Below are 13,915 nucleotides of genomic sequence, written 5' to 3' on the forward strand. Positions count from 1 at the left end.
CAGGCTGGTCTTGTTGTCCGCCTGTGAACGGTTCAGACGCCCGGCGCGGGGGCAGCTGCTTCCTCCGGCAGGCCACGGGACGTGACGAGCTGGGCACTGCCGTCGGCCAGCCGGTAGGACAGGCCCACTACGGCCGTCTTTCCGGCGGTGACCCGGTCGGCGAGGAGCCGGGAGCGGTCCAGGAGCAGGTCGACCGTGTGCCGTATGTGCTCGGCGATGATGTCGTCGTCCCCGGTGACCCCGGCGGCGCGAGCGGCCAGGACGCTGGTCGTGACGCGCTCGATGACGTCGCGCACGTACCCGGTGGTACCAAGACCGTCGGTCAGAGCGGCACGGGTGGCCGCGACCGCGCCGCACGAATCGTGGCCCAGCACCACGACCAGCGGACAGTCCAGCACGCTCACCGCGTACTCGATACTGCCCAGCACCTCAGGCCCCGCCACATGGCCCGCGGTGCGGACCACGAACAGGTCGCCCAGGCCCCGGTCGAAGACGATCTCGGCGGCCAGGCGTGAGTCGGAGCAGCCGAAGAGCACGGCGAACGGACGCTGGCCGGGTGCGGTCTCGGCGCGGCGCGCGGCGTCCTGGTTCGGGTGCTCCGGCGCGCCCGCGACGAAGCGCTCGTTGCCGGCCAGCAGCAGCTCAAAGGCTTCGGACGGAGTCAGGGGCAGGTCGTCAGTCATGGCCGCAGGGTACGGCCGAGCCCGGCTCACCGCGATGGCGGGGGCCACCGGCAGCGGCGCGGGCGCGGCGGTCGGGGACTGGGCGCCCTGGTGTCGCCGGCATCCCCAGGCGCTGGGCGACGGCGGCTTCCAGCAGGATTCTCAGTGCGCGGCGGACCTGGTCACCCTGGTAGGGCTGCCGGTTGCCGTCGGGCACCTGGGCAGCGTCCCGCGCCCCGCCGCCCACGCGCTGTTCGCTGTGCACCGCCATACCGTGCACAACGACGGCATCGCGATCATGAAGGCCGCCGAACGGGTGGCCGAAGCGGCTGCCGCGCCGCCCTGTGCTGTCGCCGGCGAGCCGGGTCACGGCATGTATTCCTCATACCGCGGGGCAGCTCTCGACAATCAGCCCGAAGTCAGCCATTTCGCGAATCGGTAGGGTGGCGGCGGATGGCACCGGAGCGTGCGTCCGCCTGCCCGCATCGACACCACTCATCAGGGGGACCGCCGTGCCCGTTCCACGCCTGAGCAGTACACCTCTACCGGGAATCGGGGTCCGCTACGACCTCACCACCCGAGAGCACCGCCGCCTGTCCGTGGTCGCCCACCGCGACGGCGCCCGGACCGTCAACGCCTACCGCAGGGACGATCCGGAGGAGTGCGCGCTGTCGGTGAGGCTCACCGCCGGTGAGACGGAGGCGCTGATCGACGCGCTGATGCCCTCGCACCACAGCCCGAACCTGCTGTCGACCACCGATCTCGGGCTGGTGGCCGAGCGCATTGAGCTGTCCTCCGTCTCGTACTGGAACGGCCGGGTGCTGGGTGATACCCGGATGCGCACGGAGACCGGAGTGTCCATCGTGGCGGTGCTGCGCCGGGCCGAGGCGATTCCGTCTCCCGGGCCCGAATTCCGGCTGGCCGGCGGGGACATCCTCATCGTGATCGGCACCCGCGAGGGCCTGGAGGCTGCCGCCACGATCCTGGGACGGGACTGATCCGGTGCACTCGTCCGCTGTCTTTCTGATCGAATTCGGCGCGATCATCCTCGGCCTGGGACTCCTGGGCCGCTTCGCCGGACGTTTTCACTTCTCTCCGATCCCTCTCTACCTACTGGCCGGGCTCGCCTTCGGTGAGGGCGGTCTGCTGCCGCTCGGTACGAGTGAGGAGTTCGTCGCCATCGGCGCCGAGATCGGCGTCGTCCTGCTCCTGCTGATGCTCGGCCTGGAATACACCGCCAGCGATCTGGTCTCCAACCTCAAGACCCAGTACCCGGCCGGGCTCCTCGACGCCGCCCTGAACGCCCTGCCGGGCGCGGCGATGGCCCTGCTGCTCGGGTGGGGCCCGGTGGCCGCCGTGGTCCTGGCCGGGGTCACCTGGATCTCCTCCTCCGGAGTCATCGCCAAGGTCATGGGCGACCTCGGGCGGCTCGGTAACCGCGAAACCCCGGTCATCCTGAGCATCCTGGTCCTCGAAGACCTCGCCATGGCCGTCTACCTGCCCATCATCACCGCCCTGTTGGCGGGGGTGAGCCTGGCGGCCGGCAGCGTCACCCTGGCGATCGCGCTGGGCGTCGCCGGTCTCGTGCTCTTCCTCGCACTGCGCTACGGACGGGTCATCTCCCGTTTCGTCTCCAGCGACGACCCGGAGAAGCTGCTGCTCGTCGTGCTCGGCCTGACGCTGCTGGTCGCCGGCATCGCCCAGCAGCTCCAGGTGTCCGCCGCCGTGGGTGCGTTCCTGGTCGGTATCGCCCTGTCCGGGGAGGTCGCCGAGGGCGCGCACAACCTGCTCAGCCCGCTGCGGGACCTGTTCGCGGCGGTGTTCTTCGTCTTCTTCGGCCTGCACACCGACCCCGCCAGCATCCCGCCCGTCCTCCTCCCGGCACTTGCCCTGGCGGTGGTCACCGCCTGCACGAAGATCGCCACCGGGTACTGGGCGGCGAAGCGCGCCGGGATCTCCGCCAAGGGCCGGTGGCGGGCCGGTGGCACGCTGGTCGCCCGTGGTGAGTTCTCCATCGTCATCGCCGGACTCGCCGTCACCGCCGGCATCGAACCCTCCCTCGGCCCGCTCGCCACCGCCTACGTGCTGGTGCTGGTCATCATCGGCCCGCTCACCGCCCGCTACACCGAACCCCTCGCCACCCGCCTGACCGGGCGCCGCAAGCAGCCTCCCGCAGCCCGGGCCACGAAGACGGAAGCCCTCCCGGAGGCACTGGAGCCGGTGGACGACGGCACAGCCGACCGGGCATGACCCGCGACGCCTGGGCGGCGATCACGGACCGGGACACCGTCCTGCTGCTCGCGGCCCTGGCTGTCCCCCTCGGCGGCGTCGCCCCGATGAGGACCGTGAGTGGGAGCTGACCGTGCTTGGGCGCGGAGGGTCCGGGGCCGGACACCAAGGAGCTGAACCGCCTCGCCGAGCGAGCAGACCCCCGGCCGAGCCGCCGGGTGGGCTTCCGCGGTTCCCCTCGGCCGCTGTCCTCAGCGGAACCATGCGTGGGTGGAGAGTTCCGGACGTATGCCGCGCTGGGTGCGGGCGAGGACGACGGCGCTGGAGAGGAAGCCGACGTGGCTGAGTGCTTGGGGATAGTTGCCGAGGAAGGAGCGGTCACTGGGGTCGATCTGCTCGGCGAACAGGCCGAGCGGGCTGGCGTAGGAGCACAGCTTCTCGAACAGTTGGGAGGCTTCGTCGACGCGGCCTTGGCCCGCGAGGTTGTCCACGAGCCAGAAACTGCACAGCAGGAAAGCCCCCTCCGGCTGGTTGATTCCGTCGGGTGACTCCTGCGGCAGGTAGCGGTACAGCAGGCCGTCGCCCGCGCCGAGCCGTTCGGCGACCGCCCGCGTGGTGGCGACCATGCGCGGGTGATCGGCGGAAAGGACGCGTCTGAGCGGCAGGGCAAGGAGCGAGGCATCCAGTCCCCCTCCTGGACCGAGGTGCTCGGTGAGGGAGTTCATACGCTCGTCCCACGCATCGCCGATGATCCGACCGCTGAGGTGACGGGCCTCCCTGGCCCAGGTGGTGGCGTCGCCGGGGAGGTCCAGGCGGGTGGCGAGGCGTGCCGCGCGGTCGAGCGCCACCTGGCACATCGCTGCGGAATACGTGAAGGGGCGCCCGCGGGTGCGTACCTCCCAGATTCCGTGATCCGGCGTCTTCCAAGCGGTGCGGGCTTGTTCGGCCAAGCCGGCCAGACGGTGCCACAGGCCGTCACTCAAGGTTCCGCCCGTGGCCGCCCACTGGAAGGCGCAGTCCAGGATCTCCCCGTAGACGTCATGCTGCACCTGCTCGGCCGCGGCGTTGCCCCAGCGCACGGGAGAGGAATTGCGGTAGCCCCCCAGTTCGTCATCGATCACTTCCACCGGCGGCGGCCGGCCCTCTACGTTGTACAGGACGCGCAGCCGCCCCTCCCGCTGGGCGGCGGTCAGCGCCCAGTGGACGAATCCTCCCGCTTCATCGGGAAGCCCGATCCGGCGCAGGGCGAAGACGGTGTACGCGGCATCGCGGATCCACGCATAGCGGTAGTCCCAGTTCCGGTCGCCTCCGATGTGTTCGGGCAGCGATGAGGTGGGAGCGGCGACGATGGCACCGTTCTCGACGTGATCCAAGAGCTTGAGGGTGATGGCTGAGCGGCGTACCAGGTCCGCGCGAGGCGTGTCGCCGACCACGTGTGCCGACCAGCGCCGCCAGACCCCTTCGGTGTCTTTGATCCGTCGATCGATCGATGGGCTCATGTGGGGAGCTCGTCGCTCACTCCAGCGCAAGGCCACCCAGACGTCTTCCCCTTCGTTCAGGGGCAATGTGCACTGAGGGCCTGACAACGGCCGGGAGGCGCTCAGGTACAGCTTCAGGGACTGCCGGGGGCAGGTCAGCTCCCACCCCCCGGCACGACGCTCGGATTGGGCGCCACCGCGCGGTCGCAACGCCACCGTCAGATCGACGCTGCCGCGCGTGACTCTCGCGTGCCGGACCAGTTCTCCCCTGCCGGCTGGGGCGTCTTCCTCCAGGCGTGCACCCGGTTCGAGGAGGAATGCATCGGTGACCTCAACGACTCCTGTGTCCGCGTGCAGATCTGTCACGAGGACACCGGTGTCCTCCACGTAGTGCTGGCGGCTCTGCCGCAGCCTGTCCGGTGCCAGCAGGAAGGATCCGCCGAGGTGCCGGTCGAGCAGTGAGCAGAACAGGGGTGGAGCGTCGAAACGTGGGACGCACATGAAGCTGATCGCACCGTCGCGGCCCACCAGGGCACAACCGCGGCCGTCGCCGATCAGGCCGTGGTCTTCGATCGGCAGATACCCCTCCGCCGGCGCTGGCGACCACTCGCTCATACTTGATCCTGTACCCACTGAGCGCGGCAAGGATCAGTCGACGGGGCGGAGGGGTGAAAAGGACGGCCCGGGGGACGGCATCCCGGGCCCCCGGGTGGTCACCGTGACGGGCGACTCATACAGGCACTTCGCCGCGTGCGCCGCCGATCACGGCCAGGGCCCCGGAGCCGGAGTCGCCTCCGGAGGTTCCTGCACCGAACCATCGCCACCCGCCTGGCCGTGCGCCGCAGGCAGCCTTCCGCAGCCCGGGCCAGGAAGACGAAGCCCTCCCGGACGCGCTGGAGCCGGTGGACGACGGCACGGCCCGCCGGGCATGACCGACGACGCCTGGGCGGCGTCCACGGACCGGGACACTCCTTCTGCTCGCCGCCCTGGCCGTCTACCTCGGCGTCGTCGGCTTCACCGGAAGCCTGCCGCGCCTCCTGCTCCGCTACCAGGGGATGGCGGCGGGACACCGCGGGGCATCCCGCCTCCAGTGCCCTGACACTCATCCTGCTGATCACGTTGTGGCCGGTGAGCATCCTGTATCCGGCCTGGCGGATCGCCGTCCGACGACGCGGACGGACCCGCTGACCCCTCAGCCGGTGACCCGGCCGGTGGGCCCCGGATCGCCTTGCTCACCGAACCAGCGGGCGAGTTTGCCACGGCGGCCGACGGCACGCAGCCGTCGTTCGGCGGCCTCCCGCACCTTCGGTGTCGTGATCAGCAACAGCTCGTCCCCCGTACGCAGCACCGTGTCCTGACGCGGGACGATGGTGACGCCGCCCCGGACGATCAAGGTGAGCATGGTCGGCGGCGGCAGGCGCAGTTCGAAGACGGCCACCCCTTTGAGCCGTGAACCGGGCGGGATGATGACGGTGAGCAGGTCCGCATCCAGCACGTCCAGTGGGGCCGTCTCGACCTGGACCTCCCGCAGGGCATCAGGACGGACCAGGCCGAGCCTGCGCGCGACGGCGGGCAGGCTGGGGCCCTGGAGCAGGGTGAACAGGACCACCAGGACGAAGACGATGTTCAGCACGTCGATGGCGCCGCTGACCCCTTCGACGATGGGGAAGGTGGCCAGCACGATCGGGACCGCGCCGCGCAGTCCGGCCCAGGAGATGAACGCCTGCTCGCGCCACGGCAGCCGGAACGGCAGCAGGCAGGCGAGCACGGAGACGGGCCGGGCCGCGAGCACGAGAACGAGCCCGACCGCGACGGCCGGGAGGACGGCGGAGGGCAGCTCCCTTGGGGTCACCAGGAGGCCGAGCATGACGAACAGGCCGATCTGGGCCAGCCAGCCCGTTCCCTCTGCGAAGGAGCGGATTGCAGCGCGATGCGGCAACTTGGCGTTGCCCAGGACGAGCGCGGCGAGGTAGGCGGCGATGATGCCGCTGGCGTTCACGGCGCCGGCGGCGGCGAACGCGATGATGCCGAAGCCCACCGTCGCCAGCGGATACAGGCCCGTGGCCGGCAGCGCGATGTGCCGCAGGGCAGCGACACCAAGGCGCCCCATGGCCAGCCCCAAGGCACCGCCCACGCCGAGCTGGTACACGACGTTGCCGACGATGTGCGCCGCATCGGGCAGGTCCTCGGCCGCGGTGCTGAAGACCAGCACCAGGATGATGGTGGGCGCGTCGTTGAACCCCGATTCGGCCTCCAGCAGCCCCGACACCTTCTGCGGCAGCGGCAGCGCCCGCAGTACCGCGAAAACCGCCGCCGCATCCGTGGACGAGACGATCGCACCCAGCAACAGCGCCAGATGCCAGTCCATCCCCAGAAGCCAGTGCGCCCCGGCCGCGGTGACCATCACCGACACGGCCACACCCACCGTCGCCAGCACCCCGGCAGGCAGCAGCAGCCGCCGGACGTCCGTCCACTGCGTGGTCAGACCGCCCTCGACGAGGATCACCGCCAGAGCCGCGATGCCGAGGGACTGGGCCAGCCCCGCGTCATCGAACTCCAGACCGAGGACGTCCTCACCGAGGATCACGCCAACGGCGAGGAACAGCAGCAGACCGGGCAGCCCGATCCGGTGCGCCATGCGGGCCGCGGCGATGCTGGCCAGCAGCACCGCGCCGCCGACCAGCAGGGCCAGATACAGCTCCTGCAGCGTCACCAGACCGCCCCAGCACCCCTATACGCGCGGTGCACCAGCGACATGCCGCGCTCGGTCACACTGGTACATCTCACGGCTGGTCCAGGAAATGCTCCATCAACCGAGCCGCGCTGATCGCGCCCGCGGTCCGTGTCCGCTCCCCAACGATCGCGTACGGCCGGCCATCACGATCGAGCACCAACAGCGCCGGCAACCGCCGCTCCACGGACAAACGAGCCGCGTCGACGGCGTCATCATCCGTACACACGGTCGGATACGGCTCCGCCGGATCGCCCGCACGCATACGCGTCCCCTTGCGTCACCGGGGCAGCATCACGCCAGCCTTGGCCAACGCAACGGCCAGCTGACCACGACCGCCAACCAGACTTCCGTACATACCACCCCGGACCCTACCGCCGCCCTCCCCGCACATGCGGATATCCACACGGAAGCCCGTCGCCGCGCCGCATGATGAGCAGGCCGATGCCGAGATAGGCCATGCCCAGGAGAGAGCCGGTCATCATGAGCGTGATGTCGAGTGGCACGGGAAGCACGGCTGGCTCCTGACGGTGATCGGTCTCAGGAGGGGGGATGGAGCAGGAAGTGCCAGCCGCGGACGAAGGTGTGCCGGCCGAACCACAGCCACGGGGCGAACAGCGCCCAGCGGCCGGCGGGGGAGCTGATGACGGCTCTGGGGGCAGTCGGGGTTGCGGGATCAGCTCGCCGGGCGCGGCGGATCATCCGGTTCCTGGGGTTGCTCAGCGTGACCGCTGCCGGTCCCGCGGTTCTCGGTTGCCGCGTCGGACGGAGCGGCCGCCTTCTCGTTCGGAGCGGCTGGAGCGGTGGGGGGTGCGGCGGGTCGGCGCAGGCTGAGGACGACGGAACCGGCCAGGACGATGACGATGATCGAGAGGCTGATGAGTGAGGGGATCTCCGGGATGCTGGGGCTGATCGTCTTGTGGGACGCCTGGAGGACGAGCTTGACGCCGATGAAGGCGAGGATGATCGCGAGGCCCTTGCCCAGGTAGTGGAAGCGGTCCAGGAGGCTCGCGAGCATGAAGTACAGGGCTCGCAGGCCGAGGATGGCGAAGGCGTTGCTGGTGTAGACGATGAAGACGTCGTGGCTGATGGCGAGGACGGCGGGGACGCTGTCGACGGCGAAGATCAGGTCGGCTGCCTCGATCGCGGCAAGCACCGCGAGGAGCGGGGTGGCCACGCGTTTGCCGGCTTCCTTGACGAAGAACTTCGTGCCGGCGTACTCGTCCCGGACCGGCATGATCCTCCGGAGCAGCCGTACGGCGAAGCTCTTGCCCGGGTCGAAGCTCTCCCGTTCGTCCTTGAGGAGCTTGTAGGTGCTGTAGAAGAGGATGGCGGCGAAGGCGAACAGCACGGCCGTGAAGCGGTTGACCACGGCGACGCCGACCGCAAGGAAGATTCCGCGGAAAACCAGGGCGCTGATGACGCCGAAGAACAGCACGCGGTGCTGGTAGGCGCGGGGCACCCTGAAGTAGGCGAAAATCACGGCGAAGACGAACAGGTTGTCGACCGACAGGCTCTTCTCCAGCAGCCACGCGGTGGTGTATTCCATGCCGGCTCTCGTGCCGAGGACGAGGAAGACGACGCCACCGAAGATCAGGGCGAGGCCCACCCACAGGCCGCTCCAGACGGCGGCCTCCTTGAAGCCGATGACATGCGCCGCGCGGTGGGCCAGCAAGTCCACCGCCAGCGACACCACCAACGTCGCGGCGAACGCCCCCCACAGCCAGAGCGGGACCTCAAGCACACCGGTCACTTCCCGACGGTCCGCGCGCCCATGCACGGACCCTTACACGGAGTCTGCGGGATTTCGTCCCACTGAGCGACACCAGGAGCGTGGAAGATGTTGGCATGCCCCGGCCACCTCGCGGCAAGTGCGCCGACCGCAGCGACAGCCGAGGCAGAGGCGCGGCGCGCGGGCACGTGCGCGTGCGCACGTCACGGCGGTGGACCCGGCCGCCCTGTAGCGGACGGCGAGGGCCAGGGGGCACCTTGGGAAGAGACGGCGTCGCGGCGACGGTACCGGTCGGTAGAAGCCGTACCCACCCGCACCGGGCACGTCGCAAGGGACGGGCCCCAGACAGGAGAAACAGACGATGAACGGTCCGGTGGTCGTGGGCGTGGACGGCTCGCCATCCGCCCTGGAAGCGGTGGACGCCGCGGCCCAAGAAGCACAGCTGCGAGACGCGGAACTGCGTGTTGTGCACGCGTTTCTCTGGCCCGGGCTGCACGCACCGCCCGGCTCGTCACCGCTGGGACCTCCCACAGGCGCCCTGTACGAAACGGTCGAACGGATCGTGGTTGAAGCCCTGGAACGCGCCCGAAGCCGGGCGGCGGGCCTACACGTCAGCCACGCCGTGATCGCCGGTGAGGCGGTGGCGGCCCTGCAAGCGCAGTCTCGCACCGCGCAGCTCATCGTCGTCGGTCACCGAGGCTCCGGGGGCTTCGCCGAGCTCCTTCTGGGATCCACCGCCGTACAACTGAGCGCGCACAGCGACTGCCCAGTGATGATCGCCCGTGGGCGGCCGGCCCCGACCGGTCCGGTGCTGGTGGCTGTCGACGGGTCTCCCCAGGGGCAGCCCGCCATCGCCTTCGCCTTCCTCGAAGCCGCCCTTCGGGGCACGGAGCTCGTCGCATTGCACGCCTGGAGCACCAGGTCCGACCACGGCGAGCATGCGCTGGGCCGCCGGGTGGACATGGCGGACCCGGGGGGCGACGTGGATCACCTCCGGCAGCAGGAAGAGCGCGAGCTGACCGAGGCCCTGGCGAACCACCGCAAGCAGCACCCAGGCGTGACCGTGCGGCCCCGCCTGGTTCGCGGGCGCACCCGCCCGGTACTGATCGACGCGAGCGCGGACGCCCAGCTGATGGTGGTCGGCGCACGTGGACACGGCGGATTTGCCGGCCTGCTGCTGGGATCGGTCAGCCAGGCCACCCTCCATCACGCCCACTGCCCGGTAACTGTGGTGCGAGCCAATCCCTGACCAGGACCACACCGGTGGCGTGGGCGCAAGGCCGCGGCCAGACCGTGGATTCGAGGACAGAGCCTTCGGATACACACCGGGCAGCGGTCCGCACCCCGCTCGATCGGCGGCGGCTCAGGATCTCCCCAGACCTGCTCACCGTCGTTCCCCGTCCCATCGAGCGCTGGCAGCGAGGGCGTGCGGGGCGGGAAATCCAGATGGTGGAGCGGACGTGGTGCGACGGTGCCGGGTCCGGGAGTCGGCCCGCCCGGCCAACGGGTCCCGGTCCCGGAGCCTGTTCCGGTCCCGGAGCCTGTCCATGCCTTGAGTCGCTTCGACTCCCTGATGGTGGTGGCGAGGGCGAACCTTGTTTTTCGTTGCCACCCGTCGCGATCCGCCCCGCTGTCGCATGTGCGCGGCCGGGAATCCTACCGGGCCTTCCTGCCGCCGGCCTCGTTGACTTTGTAGAGGAGAAGGAGGCCCACATGACCGAGCTCACCGGCCCGGCGCGCACCCACACCAACCGCGCCAGCCTTAGCCACAAGATCCGTTATGCCGTGCAGAACCCCGACCGCGTGCGGCCTTATCTGCGTCGTCTCGCCCGTGACTGCAGCCTGCGGCTGACCACCCGCGACCACGTCGCCTACTACCGGGCGGTCATGAAGGCCGACGCCGCCACCAGCCCCTCGGCCGCCGTCGGCAGCGCCTCACACGAGCGGTGGCTCGCGCTTGGCCAGATGCAGTTCGACTACCTGATCCGGCACGGCCTCACCTCCAAGGACCGCATGCTGGAGATCGGCTGCGGCAACCTGCGCGCAGGCTGGCGCTTCATCGACTACCTGGATGTCGGCCACTACTACGGCATCGACATCTCCCCCGAGATCCTCCTCGCGGCCGGGGACACCTTGGTCCAGCAGAGGCTCCAGGACAAACGTCCCCATCTGAGTCTCGTCCGCGATCTGCGCCTGGCGGCCCTGCCCGACGCGTACTTCACTGTGGTGCACGCTCACAGCGTCTTCTCCCACAGCCCCATCGAAGTCATCGACGAGTGCCTGGCACACATCGGCCGTGTCATGGCCCCGAATGCCTTCTTCGACTTCACCTACAACCGCACCGACGGCACGGAACACCACGTCCTGCGCGAGGACTTCTACTACCGCACCGGCACCCTCACCGCTCTCGCCGAAACCCATGGGCTCACCGCCCGCCCGATGGAGGACTGGGATCAGCTTCCCCACAAGCAATCCAAGATCCGCATCACTCTCTAGCAGCCCAGGAGCGCGGAGAGATGAGAATGGGGCCAAGGAGCGGTCGCTCCTGGCCCTGCTCCTGACGCTCCGGCGGCGGGTCCGACAGCAATCCCAGCTCCAACCCCCGTGCCCAACGGCGGGGTTCGACTCGGGCGAAGCGGCCGGCGTTCCGGCCCATCAGGTCCTCACATCCCTCCCGCCAGCCTGATCACGAAGTACTGCTGCCGTAGCCCTGCACAGCGGCCCCCTCGCTCTTTCGCACCATCGTCAACCAGCTCGGCCACTGAGCGCCGGGAAGATCCCTGGACGTCGGGCGGGAGAGTTCCGCCGTCGCCAGGCAGGTGGTGGCAAAGCAAAATGCGTCGTATCAGGCCGTGGTCGTACGCGGGCTTCCTCCTGGGCGGGGGCCGATGAGGACGCGGGACAGCAGGCGTGGGTCGGCCAGTGTCAGGGGCCTCGCGGTCATGTGGAAGAGGCCGGAGAACGCGGTGTAGAGCTGCGGGTCGTGGGGGACGGTGTCGATCAGGCGGTTCATGAACCAGTTGCCGGCCTTGACGGGCCAGGCGGGCCGCGACTGCTCCCAGGCTCGGTCGGGGGTGGTCGCCATCAGCCATGAGGAGGCGGTGACGCGGGCCAGCCGCTTCTGGAAGACCTGCCCGTCGAGGGGAGTGCGGGCGCGCCTGTTGCCGAGCATCTGCTCCAGGAGACGGGCTTCGAGGGCGGCGACGGTCATGCCCTGACCGTAGGCGGGGTTGAAGGTGCACACCGAGTCCCCCAGGGCGATCAGCCCGTCGGGCCAGCGGGCAAGGCGGTGGTAGGCGATCTTTCGGCTGACCGTACGGGCGTAGCGGCGCACGGCGGATGTGGGGGTGAGGGAGGCGATGGTGTCGGCGACAGGGCCGCGCAGTGTTTTGGCGAAGGCGAGGAAGTCGTCGTCGCTGTGGGGAAGTTGGGTTCCCTTGGCTCCGTGCAGGGTGACGTGGAGCGCATTGTTCTCGATCTGGATCGCGTAGCATCCCTTGTGGAAGTCGGGGGCCCGCAGGGGCTGCAGCACGCCCATCCATGAGGGCGGGGCCTGTCCTTCCGGGTAGGAGTAGGTGCGTGAGGCGTAGCCGAGCTGGGCGTCGACGGTCGTCGTACGGGGGCTGGGCAGGCCGAGGGCGGCCAGCCATCGCGGCAGGTGGGAGGAGCGGCCCGAGGCGTCCACCACGAGGTCCGCGGCGATCTCGTCCTCGCCGTCGCCGTCCTTGACGCGCACCCCCGTGACCTTCCCAGGCGTGGCCGTGCGCAGGCCGGTGACGGCCAGTCCGTCCCGTAAGGTGACGGGCTCCAGTGCCGTCACCCGTTGACGGAGAACATGCTCCAGGAGAGGACGGGAGAAGGTCTGGATAGGCATGCCCATCGGTGTGGGCGGTGGGGTGCCGTTGGGCAGCACGGCACACAGCCCTTCGCCCCAGTCCCACACCGGCGCACCGGCCTGTTCCAGCTCGGCCCGCAGCCCGGGGAAGTACCCCTCGAACACCTCGGCGCCGAGGGCCAGAAGGCCATGGACATGGTGCCCCTGCGGTGCCCCGGCCCTGGGTGCGGACGCTTTCGGAAGCGTGTCGCGTTCGATGACGGTGACGACCTCGAAGCTGTCGGCCAGGACACGGGCGGCGGCAAGTCCCGCCATGCCCGCCCCAATCACCACCGCGTGCCGGACGTCCGTATCCATGAGCATGCTGCTCCCTCCCTCTGCGGACCGAACCCCGCTGCTCCCGGGCCCTTCCCTGCCCCGAACGGCCGACAGGTATTCCGAAAGGCGTAAGCCACTGAGCACGCTCCGTAATCAGGGTGATACTGCCCCGAGTCCGCCGGCGGCTCGACCCGGCCGTCGGCCTGGTCGTCGCGGCCACCGAGACGTTCCTGGTGATCTCGCGGCACCGAGCCGGAACCGCAATGACGGTCTCCTCGCCGCCGTCCCTCCTCGACCTGTTCCCGGCCATCGACCGGGACGACGCCAGTACGGGCCGCGGCGATGGCGGTCCGGGGAGTACGGGAGAAGTCAGAACTTGACGGTCGAGACCACGTAAACGACCGGATGCCCGGGTTCATCAAAGCTGACCATGATCCGCTGCGCCGGCTGCGGCGGCTTCGCCTCGACCGTCGTCCCGGCCCACGGCCAGTCGACGCCGAAGTCCCAGCCGACCTTCGCCGCCTGGCCGGACGGGATGGTGATGTGGTCCTTCTTGAGGGCGGCGGTGCTGCTCCCGATGGACTTCAGATAGTGGTCAAGGCCCCAGTCGTTGGTGCGGAACTGCACGAACAGCGAGCTCGTTTCCCAGGAGTTGGTCTCGTAGTAGTAGACCGGGGTGGAGCCGATCGGCACCGGGACGTTGTAGATCCGCTGCTGCACCCGGGAGGGGAAGGCATTGGTCAGGCCGGTGGCGGCGGCCTCCTGTTCCTTGTCCTCCCCGCTTTCGCGGCTCTGTTCGGCGGAGATCACGATATAGCCCGCCGGGATCGCGATCAGCAGGAAAATGATCAGCGCGGACAGCCATCTGCGACCGCGCCTGGCACGGGTCGGCAGGGCGGGCTGGCGGTCGTCGTTCATCAGCGGATCCGG

The 13,915-nt window shown here is 69.7% G+C and carries 14 protein-coding genes; 6 read left to right on the forward strand and 8 right to left on the reverse strand.

Going from position 1 to position 13,915, the window contains the following annotated elements:
- Nucleotides 1-32 precede the first annotated feature (32 nt).
- Nucleotides 33-683, reverse strand: a complete 651-nt coding sequence (locus K9S39_RS11275; RefSeq protein ID WP_283112304.1) for a carbonic anhydrase — start codon at nt 681-683, stop codon at nt 33-35.
- Between K9S39_RS11275 and K9S39_RS11280 the strand changes: the two genes are divergently transcribed.
- From K9S39_RS11280 to K9S39_RS11290, 3 genes are all read left to right on the forward strand, one after another.
- On the forward strand, nt 682-1,104 hold the full coding sequence (locus K9S39_RS11280) for a hypothetical protein (protein WP_248863219.1): 423 nt from the start codon (nt 682-684) through the stop codon (nt 1,102-1,104). The genes K9S39_RS11275 and K9S39_RS11280 overlap by 2 nt on opposite strands.
- 70 nt (nt 1,105-1,174) lie before the next feature.
- Entirely contained in the window at nt 1,175-1,660 is a 486-nt protein-coding gene (locus K9S39_RS11285; protein ID WP_248863220.1) for a cation:proton antiporter regulatory subunit, read from the forward strand.
- Nucleotides 1,661-1,664: 4 nt separating this feature from the next.
- Nucleotides 1,665-2,912 (forward strand): cation:proton antiporter, encoded by a 1,248-nt coding sequence (locus K9S39_RS11290; protein ID WP_248863221.1) that lies wholly within the window; start codon nt 1,665-1,667, stop codon nt 2,910-2,912.
- A 230-nt stretch (nt 2,913-3,142) separates the two neighbouring features.
- On the opposite strand, the gene K9S39_RS11295 is transcribed toward K9S39_RS11290, so the two are convergent.
- The 5 genes from K9S39_RS11295 to K9S39_RS11315 form a co-directional block, all read right to left on the reverse strand.
- On the reverse strand, nt 3,143-4,984 hold the full coding sequence (locus K9S39_RS11295) for a glycoside hydrolase family 15 protein (RefSeq protein WP_248863222.1): 1,842 nt from the start codon (nt 4,982-4,984) through the stop codon (nt 3,143-3,145).
- A 577-nt stretch (nt 4,985-5,561) separates the two neighbouring features.
- Complete coding sequence (locus K9S39_RS11300; protein WP_248862359.1) at nt 5,562-7,082, reverse strand: potassium/proton antiporter; 1,521 nt, start codon at nt 7,080-7,082, stop codon at nt 5,562-5,564.
- Between the two features lie 70 nt (nt 7,083-7,152).
- Nucleotides 7,153-7,365, reverse strand: a complete 213-nt coding sequence (locus K9S39_RS11305) for a CBS domain-containing protein (RefSeq protein WP_248863223.1) — start codon at nt 7,363-7,365, stop codon at nt 7,153-7,155.
- Between the two features lie 106 nt (nt 7,366-7,471).
- Nucleotides 7,472-7,615, reverse strand: a complete 144-nt coding sequence (locus K9S39_RS11310) for a hypothetical protein (RefSeq protein ID WP_248863224.1) — start codon at nt 7,613-7,615, stop codon at nt 7,472-7,474.
- A gap of 161 nt (nt 7,616-7,776) precedes the next feature.
- Entirely contained in the window at nt 7,777-8,844 is a 1,068-nt protein-coding gene (locus K9S39_RS11315) for a TerC family protein (RefSeq protein ID WP_248868687.1), read from the reverse strand.
- Nucleotides 8,845-9,193: 349 nt separating this feature from the next.
- On the opposite strand from K9S39_RS11315, the gene K9S39_RS11320 reads away from it, so the two are divergent.
- On the forward strand, nt 9,194-10,081 hold the full coding sequence (locus K9S39_RS11320) for a universal stress protein (RefSeq protein ID WP_248863225.1): 888 nt from the start codon (nt 9,194-9,196) through the stop codon (nt 10,079-10,081).
- 464 nt (nt 10,082-10,545) lie between these two features.
- Nucleotides 10,546-11,328, forward strand: a complete 783-nt coding sequence (locus K9S39_RS11325) for a class I SAM-dependent methyltransferase (RefSeq protein WP_248863226.1) — start codon at nt 10,546-10,548, stop codon at nt 11,326-11,328.
- Between the two features lie 349 nt (nt 11,329-11,677).
- On the opposite strand, the gene K9S39_RS11330 is transcribed toward K9S39_RS11325, so the two are convergent.
- Nucleotides 11,678-13,030, reverse strand: a complete 1,353-nt coding sequence (locus K9S39_RS11330) for an NAD(P)/FAD-dependent oxidoreductase (protein WP_248863227.1) — start codon at nt 13,028-13,030, stop codon at nt 11,678-11,680.
- Between the two features lie 113 nt (nt 13,031-13,143).
- Here K9S39_RS11330 and K9S39_RS11335 point away from each other — a divergent pair, with 113 nt between their 5' ends.
- Nucleotides 13,144-13,365: a hypothetical protein gene (locus K9S39_RS11335; protein ID WP_248863228.1), complete on the forward strand. Its 222-nt coding sequence runs from the start codon at nt 13,144-13,146 to the stop codon at nt 13,363-13,365.
- Here the strand turns inward: K9S39_RS11335 and K9S39_RS11340 are convergent.
- The gene (locus K9S39_RS11340) at nt 13,355-13,903 is read right to left on the reverse strand and encodes a hypothetical protein (protein ID WP_248863229.1); all 549 of its coding nucleotides are present in this window, start codon (nt 13,901-13,903) and stop codon (nt 13,355-13,357) included. The two genes, K9S39_RS11335 and K9S39_RS11340, sit on opposite strands and share 11 nt — an antisense overlap.
- Nucleotides 13,904-13,915: the final 12 nt, after the last annotated feature.

The organism is Streptomyces halobius (genome assembly GCF_023277745.1).
Lineage (GTDB): Bacteria > Actinomycetota > Actinomycetes > Streptomycetales > Streptomycetaceae > Streptomyces > Streptomyces halobius.

What these genes read in the sequence shown, in the direction of transcription:
- K9S39_RS11280 (WP_248863219.1), top strand. Translation starts at nt 682, where the DNA reads ATGGCCGCAGGGTACGGCCGAGCCCGGCTCACCGCGATGGCGGGGGCC.
- K9S39_RS11275 (WP_283112304.1), bottom strand. Translation starts at nt 683, where the DNA reads ATGACTGACGACCTGCCCCTGACTCCGTCCGAAGCCTTTGAGCTGCTG.
- K9S39_RS11295 (WP_248863222.1), bottom strand. Translation starts at nt 4,984, where the DNA reads ATGAGCGAGTGGTCGCCAGCGCCGGCGGAGGGGTATCTGCCGATCGAA.
- K9S39_RS11305 (WP_248863223.1), bottom strand. Translation starts at nt 7,365, where the DNA reads ATGCGTGCGGGCGATCCGGCGGAGCCGTATCCGACCGTGTGTACGGAT.
- K9S39_RS11320 (WP_248863225.1), top strand. Translation starts at nt 9,194, where the DNA reads ATGAACGGTCCGGTGGTCGTGGGCGTGGACGGCTCGCCATCCGCCCTG.
- K9S39_RS11325 (WP_248863226.1), top strand. Translation starts at nt 10,546, where the DNA reads ATGACCGAGCTCACCGGCCCGGCGCGCACCCACACCAACCGCGCCAGC.
- K9S39_RS11330 (WP_248863227.1), bottom strand. Translation starts at nt 13,030, where the DNA reads ATGCTCATGGATACGGACGTCCGGCACGCGGTGGTGATTGGGGCGGGC.
- K9S39_RS11340 (WP_248863229.1), bottom strand. Translation starts at nt 13,903, where the DNA reads ATGAACGACGACCGCCAGCCCGCCCTGCCGACCCGTGCCAGGCGCGGT.